We start from the raw sequence: 15,912 nt of genomic DNA on the forward strand, positions 1-15,912 counted from the left end.
AGAAGGGAACCCGAGATGAGCATCCAGACGGCCTTCGAAGCGAAGAGCCTCGAATCCCCCGATGAGACGCACACCATGGAGCACGGCACGCTCGAAGTCGTGAACCTCCAGGGCGCTACCATCGCCCGGGCCGTGTTCCAGCCGGGATGGACCTGGTCCGGGGACATCGCCCCCACTGTCGGCACCGCCTCGTGCCAGGTGTCCCACACCGGCTACGTCGTCTCCGGACGCTTCCACGTGCGCATGGACGACGGCCGCGAGTACGACTTCGGCCCCGGTGACGCCCACGTTGTCGCCCCCGGCCACGACGCCTGGGTGGTCGGCGAGGAGCCTTGCACCATCATCGACTTCGCCGCGACCGGCGGGGCCGCGTCGGGCTACGTAGGGCGCTGCCCCTGCGGGGTGGAGTTCCGCGTCGCAGGCGCCGATCAGCTCGACCACCTGGTGGCCGCCGTCCGCGAGCACGCCCGCGGCACGCACAACCACGAGCTCACCCCTGAGGAGGTCCTGGCCGACATCTCTGCAGCCTGACCACGGAGAGCGCGGCACCGTCGAGGTGCTGCAGTGACGCAGGGGCGCGGCCGGGCCGGACTCAGGCAGGCCTGAAGACCGCGGCGAGGACGTCGCGTACGTTGGCGACGTCGATAGCCCCGTCGGTCTCCCGGGTGAGCAGCTTGCCCAGCCGCCGGGGCGAGACTACATGGACGCCGCGCGTGGCAAAGAAGCCGCCGATCAGCGGCCAATCGGCCTCGACGAAGCAGAGCGCGCCCGTGACCGCCACGTCCGGGAGGTGGGGACGCAGGACGTCGATCTGATTCAGCACCCCGTCGACCAGCTTCGTGCAGTGTCGGCGGCCGACGACGAGCGTCTCGGTGCGCGGCCTCAGGAAGCCGCCCTCGACCTTGAGCTCGGGGCGGCCCTTGTAGCGCTTGGCGTCGATGACCCAGATCCCGCTGGGGGTGATGGCGATGTGGTCGATGTTGGCCTTCGAGCCCGGGATGCGGCGGTCGTGGAGGACAACGATTCCCTGGCCGGCGAAGGAATCGAGCCGGGCGCCGAGGCGTTCCTCGCCGACGGCGCCGGTCTCCCAGGCCTTGGTGCTCTGCCGCTCGTCGGAGAGGGCGACGGCGAGGCCGCCGAGCCGCCCCCATTTCTCGCGGAGCCGCTGCTCGTCCTTGGCCTTGCGGCGCTCGTACTCGCGCCGGGCCGAGGCGCCGGCAACCCCGGACTGGGCGGGTGGCGGCCGCGTGGGTTTCTCCGCGTGCGCTAAACATTCCAGACAGCGGACTGTTTTCGTTTCGCTCTCGTACACGGCCTGTGTGCCGGCCGGAATTGAGGTGCCGCAGAGCCGGCATATTCCGGCGTAGCGCAGTCTCATCTGCTTCATAGTGACGAGGACCCCCGCGGGAAGGATCTGGCCTTCTCCATGAGTGTGCCTCTGCGAGTGCGTGCCACAGATCCCCCATCTCTGATGAGCGTCAGCCTAACGTTCCCTGGCGAGGCGCAAGGACCTCGCGAGCGGAAATTTGCGGCATTGTCGGCTGGACCTCGGGCGGCTAACGTTTACCCAGCCGGTCTTATCGCACTGATCCGGCTTGGGGCTCTGGGGGACTCTTGAAAACGATGTCAGCGCGCATTCGCGCACTTTTTGCCGTGCTCGCTGGAATCGCGCTTCTGGGCGCCGGACTCCTCGGCGGTGCCGCGCCGGCTTCGGCAGCCGATCCCGTCCCCAGCTGGTGGATCATCACGGGCACTCTCTCTCCCGGCAGTACCAACGGCTCCGGAACCATCCCGTACCACGTAACGCTCGGTGCCACCGTCACCTACACGGATCCGCGCTGCGTCCCCATCTCCGTCAGCTACCACCCCAACGGCGTGGTGAACACGACGATCGGAGCCTCGACGTACGCCTCGCCGCCGCTGTCGCAATGGCCGACAACGACGGTCAGCGACACGGCGACGACGTGCCACGACTCCGCCGGCAGTCCGATCACCGGCGTAACGGGAGCACGCACCCGCACCTACGGCGACTGGACCCTGGACTACTCCTGCCAGCTGTCCGGCCTGGCCGTAGCCGCCACGCTGAGCGACCCCGATGCGGGCCTGACGGATGCGACCGGGCTGGTCCGCCTCGGCGACCCCACCTACCTCTACGGCCCCGCGATTGTGCCGGACTACCAGGGCGCGCTCCCTGCCTCGTGCCAGCCCTACCCGGCACCCACGCTGGCCCTCTCCACCCTGCCCGATCCGTACGGGGCGCCCGCCGGCGCGACGGTCACCCTGACCGGCACCGGCTACGTCCCCGGGTCAGCTGCGACCATCACCTTCGACACCACCCCCTCGAACACCGTCCCCGTCGGCTCGCCGACTGTGCGTGCGGACGGCACGTTCGCCGCCGACATCACCATTCCCGCCAATGCCTACCAAGGACACCACCGGGTGACGGTCAACTCGCCCGGGAGCCTCACACGGACCGTGATCCTGAACGTGACCGCCGAGCTGAGCTCCTCGCCCACCTCGGGAGGGTTCGGCTCGACCCTCGCTGTGACAGGCAGGGGCTTCCAAGCCGGAGAGCCAATCTCCGTCGACCTCGAAGCCGAGACCTCGGCCTACGGCCTAGTGCTCGGCGAGGTCACCGCGCGTGCCGACGGCACCTTCACCTACACCACCGATGTCCTCCCCCGGGACCTGCCCATCGGCCCGGCCCGACTGCACGCCATCGGCCGCTACAGCCAAGCGGCCGTGCCCTTCACCGTCCTGCCGCCGAACGACGGCCAGGCCATGGACACGAAGGCGGCCGCCTGGGGGCTCGGCGCCTCCACGGGCCCCGTCAGCATCGCCGCCGACGGCTGGGAGTCCCGCACCTACCAGCGCGGCGCCGTCTTCTACGGACTCTACAGAGGCACTAAGAGCCTGATTGCCTCGCGCGGTGCGATCCGCAGCGAATGGCTCGCGGTCACCCCAGAGTCCGGCGGCATCCGCTTCCCTGAGAGCGGCGTCCTCGGCTACCCCACCACCGACGAGGTCAGCGGACTCAAGGACGGGGGCGTGTACCAGCTGTACGAGGGCGGGGCCATCGTCTGGTCGCCCGCCACCGGCGCCCACACCTCCACCGGCGCCATCCGCGCCCGCTACGCCCAACTCGGCTACGAGAACGGCGTCCTCGGCTATCCCACCAGCGACGAGGCCGGAGGGCTCAAGGACGGCGGCATCTACCAGCTGTACCAGGGCGGAGCCATCGTCTGGTCCGCCACCGGAGCGCATGCGTCCCTCGGGGGAATCCGCACCGAGTGGGGCCGCCTCGGGTACGAGAACGGGACCATGGGCTACCCCACCGGCGAGGAGACAGGCGGCCTGTGGAGCGGCGGTGTCTACCAGATGTACCAGGGCGGGGCCATCGTCTGGTCCCCCGCCACCGGCGCCCACGAATCCACCGGCGCCATCCGCACCCGCTACAGCCAGCTCGGCTACGAGACCGGCATCATGGGCTACCCCACCAGCGACGAGATCGGCGGTCTCAAGGGCGGCGGCGTCTACCAGATGTACCAAGGCGGGGCGATCGTCTGGTCCCCGGCCACGGGCGCCCACGCGTCCTCCGGACCGATCCGCACCCGGTACGGCCAGCTCGGCTTCGAGAACGGCCGCCTCGGCTACCCGACCAGCAACATCTACTCCGTTCCCAACGGCACAGCCCAGAACTTCCAGGGCGGCAAAATCACCTACGCCAACGGGTCCATCACCGTCTCGTAGCCACAGAGCTTCTGCAGAAACACCGCTCTTCGACAGAAATTGGGGGAAACACATGAAAAGAATGCTCGCGCCTGTCGCGATCCTGGTATCGGCTGCCGCTGCGCTCACCGGATGCGGAGGGGCAACCGCGACGTCCGCAAGCACGGCCCTGCCGTCATCAGCGTCGGCGTCGTCGGCGCCCGCGGCCCCCGCGCCCACCCCAACCCCGACACCGACACCGACGCCCACTACGAAGGCGTACACGAACGAGGAACTCGCCACGGTCATCGAGGGGCTGAAGGACAGCCAGGGCCGCGCGCTGACGGTGATCCCCGCTGCCCAGATCAACCAGGGCATGATCGTCGCGAAGCAGGCGATCAAGGCCGCCGTGATCACGCCCTCTGTCTGCGCGGCGCTCGCCAACAGCACCGCCCAGATCCCGGAGGGGGCGACCTACGCGGCCGGCCAGAGTATCTCCGTCGCGGACCACACAGTGACCGTCATAACGGCCGTGTCCGCCAAGGACCCCGCGCAGCTGGCCGGCCAGACGAAGCAGTCGGCCGACGCGCTGGGGCAGTGCTCGACCTTCAGGATGGACATCAGCGGCCAGACGGTCATCACCCAGGTCCGGCGGCTCACCGAGGCGACCCACGGGGACCGTTCGGTGGGGTCGCTGATCATCCAGACGCTGCCCAGCGGGCAGAAGCAGACCACACTGACGGTCACGGGGGTCAAGGGCAATCTCGGTGCCACCGCCATCAAGACCGGTGCGAATGTCACGGCCGATTCGGCTGCCGAGCTGATCCCCCTGGTGGACGCCGTCCTCGCCTGACGGCCCCCGCCGCGCCGCGGCAGGGCCGCCGTCAGGCGAAGAGCCCCTCCCCGAGGTACCCGTCGCCGTCCTTCACGCCCGGGGGAACGAAGAAGTAGCCGCCGCCGAAGGGCTGGATGTAGTCGGTCATCGGCTCGTCGATGAGGCGGGTCTGCGTGGCCTCGAACTGGGCCTGGATGTCCTGTTGGAAGCTCGCGAAGATCAGGCCGGCCTGCATGTTGCCGTTGAGGTCGATCCCCATCTCGTAGTTGTAGCCGCGGCGCAGCATCCGGGAGCCCGCGGTCTCCGGGGTGCGCGGGTTGGCGAGGCGGATGTGGGCGTCGCGGGGGATCGTCTTCCCGTCGGGGTCGGAGGCGTAGTCGGGCGTGTCGGTCTCGTTCTGCTGGCCCAGGGGTGCGCCCGAAGCGCGGTGCCGGCCGATCATGCCGTCCTGTTCGCCCAGGCCCACGCGGTCCCAGAACTCCACGAGCATGCGGATGATCCTGACCACCATGAACGTGCCGCCCTCGGCCCAGGCGGGCTGCCCGGTGCCGCCGCGGACCCAGACGAGCTGCTCGGCCTCGGCGGGGTTGACGATCCCGTCCTTGTAGCCGAAGAGGTTGCGCGGCGCCCCGGCGGGCCGGGGCGCGCTGTGGAAGCCGTTGACCTTCCACTGCAGCTGCAGCTGCCCGCGGGTGGCCTTCATGATGTCCCGCAGCGCGTAGTGGACCATGTCCGCCGAGTCGGCGCACAGCTGGAGGATCAGGTCGCCTCCGGTCCACGCCTCGTCGATGGCGTCGTTGGGGAAGACCTTCATCTCGGTCAGGCCCCGGGGCTTCTTGGACGCGAGCCCGTAGGCCGGGTTGTCGAAGAGGCTGCTGGCGAGCCCGAGCGTGAGGGTGAAGTTCGCCGCGGGGACGTCCTCCCCCATGACACCGGAGTTGACCGGCGGGGCCCCGTCGACGCCGGTCTGCTCGACCGCGGGGAGCGTATCGGCCGCCTTGTGGCCGCCGCCCAGGAGGCGCGCTTTGACGGTGAGCCGCTGCAGGAGCGCCGTGAGCTCGGCCCGGTCGGCAGCGAGTACGCGGAACGCGGCGAAGCAGGAGGCCTGCTGCTGCGCGGCGGGCCGGTAGATCCCGGCCTGGTGGTCGCCGTGGAAGTCCACGGTGTCGGAGGGCACCTGCGCGGCGGCTGTGGGGGCGGCGCAGGAGGCGAGCATCCCGGCTGCGGCCGCTCCCCCGGCTCCGACGAGGAAGGTGCGGCGTTGGAGGTCCACGGTGATTCTTTCGCTAGGGGCGGGGACGGCCGACGGCGGGTGGCCGGCTCGGTCGTCGATGCCGGGTCAGTCGTCGGTCGAGAACAGCGCTGGGGCCAGGGCGAGCGACTCGAGGGCGTGGCCGATCGCGCCGTTGACCCGCTGCCGCTGCGCCAGCGGGACCTGGCTGTAGGGGGTCCAGGCGCCGCCGGACTTGGTGGCGTCGATCGCGGCGCCCAGGGAGACCAGCTGCTGGTCGAGGGTCGCGGGGTACCCGGCCCTGAGGCGCTCGAGGAGGCCACGGAGGGTGGCGAGGACCTCCTGGGTGGCCTCGACGTCGGCTCGGGTCAGGGCCAGTGCCATGCCGGAGCCTTGGTCCCCGAGGCCCGAAAGGTGGTCCCGCACCGAGTCCTCGAGGATCTCGTGGAGCCGCAGCGGCATGTCCGCCGGGTCCACGGCGGTCTCCGGAAGGTGGGCCTCGAGGGCATCGAGGTCGGCCAGCAGCGTCGCCACGACGGGCACGAGCTCGCCGGGGCCCTGGCCGTGCCAGAGGCCGTATTCGATGCGCCGCAGCCCCTTGAACTGAGGGCTCGCCGCGCCTCCCTGGAGTCCTCGCGACCTGGGGGCGATGGCGTTGCCGAGGTCGCCGAAGCTGCCGTAGGCGGCGCCCACCCGCTGCCACGTCTGCTGGGCCTCGAGCCAGGTCGCCCTGGCGGCGCCGAGGTCCGCGTTCGCAATCTGGGCCCGCAGCGCCGTGGCCTGCGCGCGCAGCTCCTTCAGGCGCGCGGCGACGTAAGCGTGGTAGGCGGCGACGGCGTCGGACATCGTGCTGGGCGGCGCAGCTGCAGGCAAGGGTCACCTCGGCGGGTCGGGATCGGACGCCCGGGCACCCCGAGCAAGGTAAACCTAACCTTACCCAGAATTAGGATGCAAGTTCATGATGTAATTGCCGCCCCGACATCCCTCTTGACAATGCAAAACGGTTTGCCCCAGACTGTGATGCACAACATACAAAACGTTTTGGAAGCGAGGTGGAAGCGATGGCCAAGGTCGGAATCCGCGACGTGTCGAGGGCAGCTGGCGTGTCCGTCACGACCGTCTCGCACGCGCTCAGCGAGACGCACCAGTCCCGTGTGAACCCCGAAACCCGCGAGCACGTCCAGCAGGTTGCGGCACGCCTGGGCTATGCGCCGAACCGGATCGCCGTCGCCCTGCGCAACCAGCGGTCCCAGCTGCTGGGCTTCGTCAGTGACGAGATCGCGAGCACACCCTTCGCAGGGGAACTGGTTCTGGGCGCCCAGGACGCCGCCTACGAGCGGGGATGGCTTCTCATGCTCGTCGACAGCGGCCGGAACCCGGAGCTGGAGGAGAAGCAGGTCAACACCCTGCTCCAGCATCAGGTGGACGGAATCGTCATCGCGAAGATGTACCACCAGGAGGCCAGTGTTCCCGCCGCCGTGGCGGGGATTCCGGCGGTGCTGCTGGATGCCTTCGACCCCGAGGGCACGCTCTCCTCGGTCGTGCCCGACGAAGTCGGCGCGGCCCGCACCGCCGTCCAGGAGCTGATCGATGCCGGCCACCGGCGGATCGGCTTCATCAACAACAGCGACGACATCCCGGCGGCATTCGGGCGCCTCGAAGGGTACCGCGCGGCGCTCGCCGCCGCGGGGATCGGGTTCGACCCGGATCTCGTGACGCGCCAGGCCCCCGAGGTGCCCGGCGGCCGGGCCGGTGCCGAGAAGCTTCTCGGGCTTGCTGAACCGCCCACAGCGCTGTTCTGCTTCCACGACCGGCAGGCCTTCGGCGCCTACGAGGTCGCAGCCCGGCTGGGACTGCGGATCCCAGAGGACCTCTCGGTGGTGAGCATCGACAACTTCGAGATCATCGCCGACGGGCTGTGGCCGGGCCTGACCTCCGTAGCCCTTCCGCACTACGAGATGGGACGCTGGGCCGTCACCCGTCTCCTGGACGAGATCGAGCATCCCGAGGAGGCCGGCGAACCGGTCCATCTCGACTTCGAATGTCCGATTGTCCGGCGAGGGTCGGTGGCCCCGCCCAACTCGAGCTCGCCCGGCCCCGAGGCCTCTTCCTAGGTCCCAGCCGGTTCACCCAGTCGGGGTGCGGCTGCTGCAACAGCCGCACCCCGGTCGGAACCATCCCTCCCCTTCCCATCCATCCACGGAATCGAAAAGGAAAAAGCGCATGAAGACAGCGCTCAGGCGGCTCCTCGCTGCCAGTGTAGCGGCGGCCGCGATCGGCGGAAGCCTGGCCGCGTGCGGCAAGAGCACCACCGGCTCTGGCGATGGAGCCAACGGCACGCTCACCCTCTGGACCCACAACGCGGGCAATGCTGCCGAGCTCGCGGCCGACCAGTCGATCGTCGACGCGTTCAACAAGAGCCAGAGCAAGGTCCAGATCAAGGTCCAGGCATTTCCCCAGGACTCGTACAACAACTCGGTGACGGCTGCCGCCGCCGCCCACAAGCTGCCCTGCCTTCTGGACATCGACGAGCCCAACGTCCCCAACTGGGCCTGGTCGAAGTACCTGCAGCCGCTCAACCTGAGCGCCGACCTGTCCAAGAACCTGCCATCGACCGTCGGCAAGTGGAGCGGGCAGACCTACTCGGTGGGCCTCTACGATGTCTCGCTGGCGATGCTCGCCCGCGCCTCGGACCTCAAGGCTGCCGGAGTGCGTGTCCCGACGACGGACAAGCCCTGGACCAAGGACGAGTTCAGCGCGGCACTCGCCTCGCTGAAGAAGCTCGGCAAGTGGGACCACCCGCTCGACCTCGGCACGGGAGGCACCGGCGAGTGGCTCCCCTACGCCTACTCGCCGTTCCTTCAGTCGTTCGGCGGAGACCTCGTCAACCGCACCGACTACCAGAGCGCGGATGGCGCCCTGAATGGCGACAAGGCAGTCGCGTGGGCCCAGTGGTTCCACGGCCTCGTCAGCAGCGGCTACATGGCACAGAAGAGCGGCCAGGACCCGACGAAGGACTTCCTCAACGGCAAGAGCGCGATCCTCTATACCGGCTCGTGGGCTGCCGACCAGGCGCGCAAGGCCCTCGGGAAGGACCTTGTGGTGCTCCCGCCGCCGGATCTCGGCACGGGCCCGAAGGTGGGCGGCGGTTCCTGGCAGTGGGGCGTCACGACTGGCTGCCAGAACTCGCAGGCCGCGATGGACTTCCTGTCCTTCATGCTCAAGCCCGAGAACATCGCCAAGGTCGCCCAGGCCACCGGGACCATCCCCGCGACCGAGGAAGCCTCGGCGCTCGATCCGGCGTACGCGCCAGGCGGGGAAGACAGCATCTTCCGCCAGTTCTCCAAGAGCTACGCCGTGATGCGCCCCGAGACGCCGGCCTACCCGTACATCGCGACTGAGTTCGGCAAGACCGTCCAGGACATCCTCTCCGGCGGTGACCCCAAGTCCGCGCTGGACAAGGCCACCAAGGACATCAACGACAACATCAAGTCCAACAACGGCTACAAGAGCTGACCACCAGGGGGCGCCGCCCACGGCGGCCCCCCCTGGGCCTCCCTGCTCGCAACTCGTCACGACTGGAACTCCCATGACTGCCAACCACCTTCTCGACCGCGTCCCTCACCGGTCCGGATCCCGCAAGCCTTCCCCGCCTGGACAGGTCCAGGACGCCAGGGCCCGCTCCCGCAGCATTGGCCGCAGCCGCCGCCGGGAGGAGCGCGTCGGGTGGGCCATGCTGGGGCCCGCCGTCCTCCTCCTGATCGTCTTCGTCTTCGTCCCGGCGCTGCTCGCCTTCGGGCTCGCCTTCACGAACGCGCGGCTCCTGGCCCCGTACGCGCCATCGTTCGTGGGCCTGGACAACTTCGTGCGCCTCTTCCAGGACGAGACGTTCTGGCACTCGCTGGCCAACGTCGCCTACTTCGCGGTCGTCGTCGTGCCGGTGCAGTCCGGCCTTGCCCTCGCGATGGCGCTCCTGGTCAATGTGAAGGTGCGCGGCGTCAACTTCTTCCGCACCCTGTACTTCCTGCCCGTGGTGACCTCGATGGTCGTCGTCTCGCTCCTGTGGCTCTTCATCTACCGCCAGGACGGCCTGCTGAACGAGATCATCGACAGGGCCACCTTCGGGCTGGTCCACGGCCCGGACTGGCTCAACAACACCGCCACGGCCATGCCCGCCATCATCCTGATGTCGGTCTGGCAGGCCGCCGGCTTCCATATGATCATCTGGCTCTCAGGCCTGCAGACCATCCCGGCGGACCTCTACGAGGCCGCGGCGATCGACGGCGTGGGCGGGTGGCAGCGGTTCCGGTACATCACCTGGCCCAGCCTGCGCCCCACCCGGAACCTGATCCTCATCACCATCACGATCCAAGCGCTCAGCCTCTTCACGCAGGTCAACGTCATGACCCAGGGCGGGCCCCTGGAATCGACGAGCACGATCGTCTACCAGGCCGTCCAGACCGGGTTCCAGCAGCAGGAGACGTCCTACGCCTCGGCGATCTCGCTCGTCTTCTTCGTCCTGGTGCTCCTCGTCTCCGGCGTCCAGCGCTACCTCACCCGAGAGAAGTCCTGACCATGGCCACCGTCCAGCCCCCTGCCCGCTCCGCGCTGGCCCCACTCCGCCTCCGCAAGCCCGCAACCCGCGGACTGCGACCCGGAACAGGCCTCGGCGGGTGGCTCGTCCGCATCGCCCTCGGCATCGTCTTCAGCTTCCCGCTGCTGTTCATGTTCGTGTCCTCGCTCAAACCCGACCAGCAGATCTTCGGCGACCTGTCCTCGATCGCGGCGTTCCTGCCAGTGGGCCACCTTTCGCTCGACAACTACTCGGCAGTCTTCGACCGGGTCCCCGCCGCGCGCTTCCTGGTCAACTCGATAGGCATCTCCGTGGTGACGGTGGTGCTCGGGGTGCTCATCAACTCGATGGCCGCGTTCGCGCTGTCCCGCATGCGGGTCCGCGGAAGGGCGATCATCCTCACCCTCATCATCGCCACGCTCATCGTGCCCTTCGAAACCCTCGCCCTGCCGCTCGTGTGGTGGGTCAACCAGCTCCCCTGGCTCCAGCTCGACGGATTCAACCTCACCCTCACCACCGGCTGGCTCGACACCTACCGCGTGCAGATCCTCCCCTTCGTCGCCAACGCCTTCTCCATCTACCTCTTCCACCAGTACTTCGAGTCCATCCCGAAGGAACTCGACGAGGCGGCCCGCATGGACGGCGCAGGCTGGTTCACGATCTACCGCCGGGTGGTCATGCCGCTCTCCGGGCCGGCGATCGCCACGGTGGCCATCCTGACGTTCCTCCCGGCGTGGAACTCGTACCTGTGGCCCCTCATGGTGGTGCAGAGTGAGGAGCTCCGCCCCGTGATGATCGGGGTGCAGTACTTCTTCCAGCTCAACGTCTCCTGGGGCCAGGTCATGGCGTACACCTCGATCATCACGCTCCCGGTGGTGGCGCTGTTCGTGGCCTTCCAGCGCGCCTTCGTGAACAGCATTGCCGCCAGCGGGGTCAAGGGATGAACGTCCTTGTCATCGGAGAGAGCCTCGTCGACATCATCCACGCGCCGTCGGGCACCGAGGAGCACCCCGGCGGTTCGCCGGCGAACGTCGCCCTCGGCCTCGCACGGCTCGGGGTCCGGACATCGTTTCTGACGGCGCTGGGCACGGATCGGCGTGGGCAGGCCGTCGCGGACCACCTCGCCGGGGCCGGAGTGGCAGTCCTGGCCGAGTCCTGGTCGGCCCCCGCCACCTCGACTGCCTCGGCGTACATCGCGGACGACGGCGCCGCCCGCTACGCGTTCGACCTCGCCTGGGCGCTCCCCGCGGAGATCCGGCTTCCCGTCGCCGACCATGTCCACATCGGGTCGGTGGCGGCGTTCCTCGCACCAGGCGCCCAAAGGGTCGAGGAGATCGTCAGGGCACTGCCCGCCGGAGCGACGGTGAGCTTCGATCCCAACATCCGTCCCGGCCTCGTCGGCGATCAGCGCGAGGCCCAGGAGCGCTTCGAGCGGCTTGCGGCCCTCGCCGACATCGTCAAGCTCAGCGACGATGACGCCGGTTTCCTGTACCCGGGGCTCCCGGCCCGCGAGGCGCTGGGCACCATCGCCGCGCTCGGGCCACGGGTGGTCGCGCTCACCGCCGGCGCCGCCGGTTCGCTGCTGGCGTCACCGCGGGGAACGGCCGACGCCGCCGCGGTGCCTGCCACGGTCGCGGACACCGTAGGCGCGGGCGACAGCTTCATGGCGGCCCTCCTCTTCGCCCTGCTCGGCCCGGGGCGCCCGCTCCTCGACACGCTCAGCGACGCCGCGCTCGCCTCGGCCGGAGCCTTCGCCGCCCGTGCAGCCGCCATCACGGTCTCCCGCACCGGTGCCGAGCCACCGCTCCTCGCCGAGATGGCCGCCGGATCCGTGTCCCCGTCGCACACCCTGCTACAGAACTGACCCATCATGACTTCGATCGCCTCCGCGCCCACGCGCGACCGCTACCGTCCGCGTCTGCACTACACGCCGGCCAGGAATTGGATGAACGATCCGAACGGCCTCATCTTCCACCGCGGCGTGTACCACCTCTTCTACCAGCACAATCCCTTCGGTGCGGACTGGGGCAACATGTCCTGGGGCCACGCAACCTCCACCGACCTGCACACCTGGGCCGAGCAGCCCGTGGCGATCCCCTGCGACGACGAAGAAGCCATCTTCTCCGGAAGCGCTGTGGTGGACGAACGCAACACCTCGGGATTCGGCGATGGCTCTGCAGCACCCATGGTCGCCGTCTACACCAGCGCCTACGGCAAGGAGTCGTCCCGCCCCGGCATCCAGGCCCAGTCCCTCGCCTACAGCCTCGACGAAGGACGGACCTGGACCAAGTACGCCGGCAACCCGGTGCTGGACCGCGGCTCCTCAGACTTCCGCGACCCCAAAGTCTTCTGGTACGAGGGTCCTGCCGGGGCCTACTGGGTCATGGCCGCCGTCGAGGCCGCAGAGCAGCGCGTGCTCCTGTACAAGTCGGCCGACCTCATCCACTGGGAGTACCTCAGCGACTTCGCAGCAGACGGACCTCCTGAGAGCGTCTGGGAATGTCCCGACCTGTTCGAACTGCCCCTTGACGGCGACCCCGAGCGCACCGTGTGGGCGCTCATCGTCAGCGTCAATCCCGGCGGGGTGGCCGGCGGCTCCGGCACCCGGTACTTCCTTGGGTCTTTCGACGGCGTGCGCTTCACTGAACAGTCCACGCAGCCCTCCACGGCGCCTCCCCGCGAGCCGTCACTGCGGGGCTCCTGGCTCGACTGGGGCCGCGACTACTACGCGGCTGTCTCCTTCGGCGGCCTCCCGCACCGCCGCGTCATGATGGGCTGGATGAACAACTGGGACTATGCGGCCGCGACGCCCACAGGCGTCTGGCGGAGCGCCATGTCGCTTCCCCGGGAGATCACGGTGCGGACGGTCAATGGGCATCCCCGCCTCATCCAGACCCCCATCGTCCCGCCAGCAGCCCAGACCACCGATGCCACGGAGGTCCTCGGCGCCGCCGGATCGGGCCGACGCGCCGCCCTCGCAACGCCCGCCCACGGGAAGGTCCACCGCGTGAGCATCAGCGCCACCGCCCCAGCGGCCGGATCGTTCGGACTGCGGATCGGAGGCCCCGGCGCTGAGGGCGCGCGACTGACCGTGGACCCTGCGGCGGGTGAGATCCGGCTCGATCGCCGCGGTTCGGGGCGGGTGGACTTCCACCAGGACTTCCCCTCCATCGAACGCGCTCCGCTCGAGGCTGGCGAGCGGATGGACCTCGAGGTCTACATCGACGCCTGCTCCCTCGAGGTCTTCATCCAGGGCGGCCTGGCCACCATCACGGACCTCGTCTTCCCCCACGGGTCGGACACCGAGATCGAGCTCTTCGCGGACCCCTCAGTCGTCCTGGCCACGGTGGAGGTCGCGGTCCTGGGCTGACACCGAGGGGACCGCGGCGCCGCGCCTCGTCCCTTCTGCCCCTCCCACGCTCAGCGGACGATCTTGAAGTTGAAGGCCGGGCCGCCCAGGGCGCCCCAGAGCCGGAGCCAGACCGGGAGCATCATCTCGGTGCCGCGGGCGGCGGTGATGTCGCCGAGGTCGATCACGTCGCGGTGGCCCAGCTCGGCCAGGAGGCCGGCCACGGCGGCCTTCGCCCCGGCGTCGTTCCCGGCGACGAACACGGTGCCCGGCTCGGGGAGCTGCTCGGGGTGGGCCATGAGCGAGGCGTTGACGGTGTTGAGGGTCTTCACCACGTGGGCCGCGGGGTAGGCGCGCTGGATCTGCTCGCCGAGCGAGTCGGTGTCCTTGACGAACAGGGTGGGCGGCATGCCGTGGCTGAAGTCCAGGGGGTTGGCGACGTCCATGAGGACCTTGCCCGCGAGCTGGTGCGCCCCGGCGAGCTCGAGGACGTCGAGGGAGGCCGCCCCGTTGCTGGCGTTGACCACCAGGCGGGCGGCAGCGGCGGCGTCGGCGAACGTGGCGACGCCCACGGCGCGGTTCCGCGCCGCCCAGTCGCCGAACTCGCCCTCGCCGGTGCGGGCGAGCGTGTCCTTCGGGTCGCGCGTGCCGATCGTGACGGTGTGTCCGAGCTCGGCGAAGCGCGCGGCGAGCGTGCGCCCCACGATGCCGGTGCCGAGGACTGCGATGTCCATGAGGTGTCCCTTCGGAGGAGGTTTCTGGGCTGTGGAAGGTGGGGGCTTCTAGCTGACCTGCGCGCCGCCGTCGACGTCAAGGACCGCGCCGGTCACGAACGTGTTGGCCATGAGGAACAGGGCCGCCGCGGCCACGTCCTCGGGGAGGCCGGCGCGCCCCGCGGGGACGCTGGCGGCGTAGCCGTCGAGCATGCCCTGGCGCATGTCCGCGGGCATCCCGGCGTAGGCGGGGGTGTCGACCAGTCCGGGGGCGATGACGTTGACCCGGATGGGGGCGAGGTCCACGGCGTTGGCCTTGCCGAACGCCTCGAGGGCCGCGTTGATGGCCGCCATCATGGGCCGGCCGGGGGCGTGCTTGCGGCTCGCCGCTCCCCCGACCAGCGTGATCGAGCCTTCCGGGGCGATCCGGCCGGCGGCGGCCCGCACGGCCTCGTAGTAGCCCCAGAACTTGGTGTCCATGTAGGGCCGGGCGGCCTCGGCGGGCAGGTCGCGGACGGTGCCCATCGCGCCGGGGCCGGCCGAGAGGACGAGGTGGTCGAACGCGCCGATCCGGCCGAAGAGGGACTCGACCGAGCTGCCCGAGGTCAGGTCGACGCCCTCGAGCGCGGCGCTGGCGGGCAGGCCCACGCCCTCCGTGGTGCGGGCGGCGGCGGTGACGCGGGCGCCGGCGGCGAGGGAATGCTCGACGACGGCGCGGCCGATCCCCGAGGTGCCGCCGATGACGACGACGTGCTGGCCGGCAAGGTTCTGGGCGCTCATGGCAGCCTCCAAGGTGTTCGGCGTGGATGTGACGGATCGTTCCGTTCCAAGATTGTGACGGATCGTTCCGTCTGTCAAACTGGAAGCCGGAATCGCGGGACGAGATGAAAGCGAGGTGGGCCCGGATGGCTCGCAGGACGGCCGAGGAGAACCGGCGCAACATCCTCGACGTGGCCACGCGCCTGTTCTACCGGCAGGGCATCCGGGCAGTCGGGATGGACGCGGTGGTGAAGGAGTGCGGGGTCGGCAACGCCACGGTCTACCGCCAGTTCCCCACGAAGGACGCCCTCGCCACCGCCTACGTGGAGGGCCGCGCCGACGCCTGGTTCGAGCGCATGGAACAGGCGGCGAGCGAGCACCCCGATCCGCGGCACAAGCTGCTCGCGGTCTTCGAGGTCCTCGCCGAGGACACCGCGGGGGCCGGGTACCGCGGCTGCCCCATGCTGAACACCAACACCGAGTTCCCCGACGGCGGCCACCCGGCGCACCTGACGGCGGTGGCGCACAAGCAGCAGGTGCGGGACTGGTTCCGCTCCCTCGCAGCCGAGGCGGGGGCGTCCGAGCCCGACCGGCTCGCCGACGATCTGCTGATCGTCCTCAACGGCGCCTACGCCACGGCCGCCGTCCTCGACGGCGCGGCCTACGGCGGCCGCGCCCTCGACCTGGCCTGGCGCCTCATCGAGGCGGGCTGCCCCGCGGACTGACCCGCCGCCGTCGTGCACG

General features: G+C 69.7%; 15 protein-coding genes. 10 read left to right on the forward strand and 5 right to left on the reverse strand.

The features are described from left to right. Window positions 1–15: 15 nt before the first annotated feature. Window positions 16–531, forward strand: coding sequence for a cupin domain-containing protein (locus ACVWWH_RS12350; RefSeq protein WP_218030551.1), 516 nt, complete (start codon window positions 16–18; stop codon window positions 529–531). A 61-nt stretch (window positions 532–592) separates the two neighbouring features. On the opposite strand, the gene ACVWWH_RS12355 is transcribed toward ACVWWH_RS12350, so the two are convergent. Beyond that, window positions 593–1,312, reverse strand: a complete 720-nt coding sequence (locus ACVWWH_RS12355) for a nuclease-related domain-containing protein (protein WP_457316773.1) — start codon at window positions 1,310–1,312, stop codon at window positions 593–595. A gap of 341 nt (window positions 1,313–1,653) precedes the next feature. Between ACVWWH_RS12355 and ACVWWH_RS12360 the strand changes: the two genes are divergently transcribed. Together ACVWWH_RS12360 and ACVWWH_RS12365 are read left to right on the forward strand one after the other, a co-directional pair. Beyond that, window positions 1,654–3,750 carry an LGFP repeat-containing protein gene (locus ACVWWH_RS12360; protein ID WP_457316774.1) on the forward strand — a complete coding sequence of 699 codons (2,097 nt, stop codon included), beginning with the start codon at window positions 1,654–1,656 and terminating at the stop codon, window positions 3,748–3,750. A 61-nt stretch (window positions 3,751–3,811) separates the two neighbouring features. Next, window positions 3,812–4,561: a hypothetical protein gene (locus ACVWWH_RS12365; RefSeq protein ID WP_457316775.1), complete on the forward strand. Its 750-nt coding sequence runs from the start codon at window positions 3,812–3,814 to the stop codon at window positions 4,559–4,561. Window positions 4,562–4,592: 31 nt separating this feature from the next. Here the strand turns inward: ACVWWH_RS12365 and ACVWWH_RS12370 are convergent, their stop codons facing one another. Together ACVWWH_RS12370 and ACVWWH_RS12375 are read right to left on the reverse strand one after the other, a co-directional pair. Beyond that, entirely contained in the window at window positions 4,593–5,816 is a 1,224-nt protein-coding gene (locus ACVWWH_RS12370; RefSeq protein ID WP_457316776.1) for a Dyp-type peroxidase, read from the reverse strand. A gap of 66 nt (window positions 5,817–5,882) precedes the next feature. After that, window positions 5,883–6,647: an EfeM/EfeO family lipoprotein gene (locus tag ACVWWH_RS12375; RefSeq protein ID WP_457316777.1), complete on the reverse strand. Its 765-nt coding sequence runs from the start codon at window positions 6,645–6,647 to the stop codon at window positions 5,883–5,885. A gap of 188 nt (window positions 6,648–6,835) precedes the next feature. Here ACVWWH_RS12375 and ACVWWH_RS12380 point away from each other — a divergent pair, with 188 nt between their 5' ends. The 6 genes from ACVWWH_RS12380 to ACVWWH_RS12405 all read left to right on the forward strand — a co-directional run bounded on the left by ACVWWH_RS12380 (window position 6,836) and on the right by ACVWWH_RS12405 (window position 13,717). After that, a complete protein-coding gene (locus tag ACVWWH_RS12380; RefSeq protein WP_457316778.1) occupies window positions 6,836–7,888 on the forward strand; it encodes a LacI family DNA-binding transcriptional regulator in 1,053 nt (350 codons plus the stop codon). Between the two features lie 109 nt (window positions 7,889–7,997). Continuing rightward, window positions 7,998–9,290, forward strand: a complete 1,293-nt coding sequence (locus tag ACVWWH_RS12385; protein WP_457316779.1) for a sugar ABC transporter substrate-binding protein — start codon at window positions 7,998–8,000, stop codon at window positions 9,288–9,290. 73 nt (window positions 9,291–9,363) lie between these two features. Next, on the forward strand, window positions 9,364–10,347 hold the full coding sequence (locus ACVWWH_RS12390; protein ID WP_084249540.1) for a carbohydrate ABC transporter permease: 984 nt from the start codon (window positions 9,364–9,366) through the stop codon (window positions 10,345–10,347). A gap of 152 nt (window positions 10,348–10,499) precedes the next feature. Further along, the gene (locus ACVWWH_RS12395) at window positions 10,500–11,291 is read left to right on the forward strand and encodes a carbohydrate ABC transporter permease (protein ID WP_457316800.1); all 792 of its coding nucleotides are present in this window, start codon (window positions 10,500–10,502) and stop codon (window positions 11,289–11,291) included. After that, window positions 11,288–12,211, forward strand: coding sequence for a PfkB family carbohydrate kinase (locus ACVWWH_RS12400; protein ID WP_457316780.1), 924 nt, complete (start codon window positions 11,288–11,290; stop codon window positions 12,209–12,211). The genes ACVWWH_RS12395 and ACVWWH_RS12400 overlap by 4 nt, the downstream gene beginning before the upstream one ends. A 6-nt stretch (window positions 12,212–12,217) precedes the next feature. Further along, a complete protein-coding gene (locus ACVWWH_RS12405) occupies window positions 12,218–13,717 on the forward strand; it encodes a glycoside hydrolase family 32 protein (protein WP_457316781.1) in 1,500 nt (499 codons plus the stop codon). Between the two features lie 50 nt (window positions 13,718–13,767). On the opposite strand, the gene ACVWWH_RS12410 is transcribed toward ACVWWH_RS12405, so the two are convergent. After that, window positions 13,768–14,430 carry an NADPH-dependent F420 reductase gene (locus ACVWWH_RS12410; RefSeq protein ID WP_066499226.1) on the reverse strand — a complete coding sequence of 221 codons (663 nt, stop codon included), beginning with the start codon at window positions 14,428–14,430 and terminating at the stop codon, window positions 13,768–13,770. A gap of 48 nt (window positions 14,431–14,478) precedes the next feature. Beyond that, window positions 14,479–15,189, reverse strand: coding sequence for an SDR family oxidoreductase (locus ACVWWH_RS12415; RefSeq protein ID WP_066499228.1), 711 nt, complete (start codon window positions 15,187–15,189; stop codon window positions 14,479–14,481). Between the two features lie 125 nt (window positions 15,190–15,314). Here ACVWWH_RS12415 and ACVWWH_RS12420 point away from each other — a divergent pair, with 125 nt between their 5' ends. Beyond that, window positions 15,315–15,893, forward strand: a complete 579-nt coding sequence (locus ACVWWH_RS12420; protein ID WP_457316782.1) for a TetR/AcrR family transcriptional regulator — start codon at window positions 15,315–15,317, stop codon at window positions 15,891–15,893. Window positions 15,894–15,912 lie beyond the last annotated feature (19 nt).

It is taken from the genome of Sinomonas sp. RB5 (assembly GCF_054063535.1).

Excerpts from the sequence above, each read along its gene's own strand:
- ACVWWH_RS12405 (WP_457316781.1), top strand. The coding sequence starts at position 12,218 with ATGACTTCGATCGCCTCCGCGCCCACGCGCGACCGCTACCGTCCGCGT.
- ACVWWH_RS12400 (WP_457316780.1), top strand. The coding sequence starts at position 11,288 with ATGAACGTCCTTGTCATCGGAGAGAGCCTCGTCGACATCATCCACGCG.
- ACVWWH_RS12395 (WP_457316800.1), top strand. The coding sequence starts at position 10,500 with ATGTTCGTGTCCTCGCTCAAACCCGACCAGCAGATCTTCGGCGACCTG.
- ACVWWH_RS12380 (WP_457316778.1), top strand. The coding sequence starts at position 6,836 with ATGGCCAAGGTCGGAATCCGCGACGTGTCGAGGGCAGCTGGCGTGTCC.
- ACVWWH_RS12420 (WP_457316782.1), top strand. The coding sequence starts at position 15,315 with ATGGCTCGCAGGACGGCCGAGGAGAACCGGCGCAACATCCTCGACGTG.
- ACVWWH_RS12385 (WP_457316779.1), top strand. The coding sequence starts at position 7,998 with ATGAAGACAGCGCTCAGGCGGCTCCTCGCTGCCAGTGTAGCGGCGGCC.
- ACVWWH_RS12365 (WP_457316775.1), top strand. The coding sequence starts at position 3,812 with ATGCTCGCGCCTGTCGCGATCCTGGTATCGGCTGCCGCTGCGCTCACC.
- ACVWWH_RS12415 (WP_066499228.1), bottom strand. The coding sequence starts at position 15,189 with ATGAGCGCCCAGAACCTTGCCGGCCAGCACGTCGTCGTCATCGGCGGC.
- ACVWWH_RS12350 (WP_218030551.1), top strand. The coding sequence starts at position 16 with ATGAGCATCCAGACGGCCTTCGAAGCGAAGAGCCTCGAATCCCCCGAT.
- ACVWWH_RS12390 (WP_084249540.1), top strand. The coding sequence starts at position 9,364 with ATGACTGCCAACCACCTTCTCGACCGCGTCCCTCACCGGTCCGGATCC.
- ACVWWH_RS12410 (WP_066499226.1), bottom strand. The coding sequence starts at position 14,430 with ATGGACATCGCAGTCCTCGGCACCGGCATCGTGGGGCGCACGCTCGCC.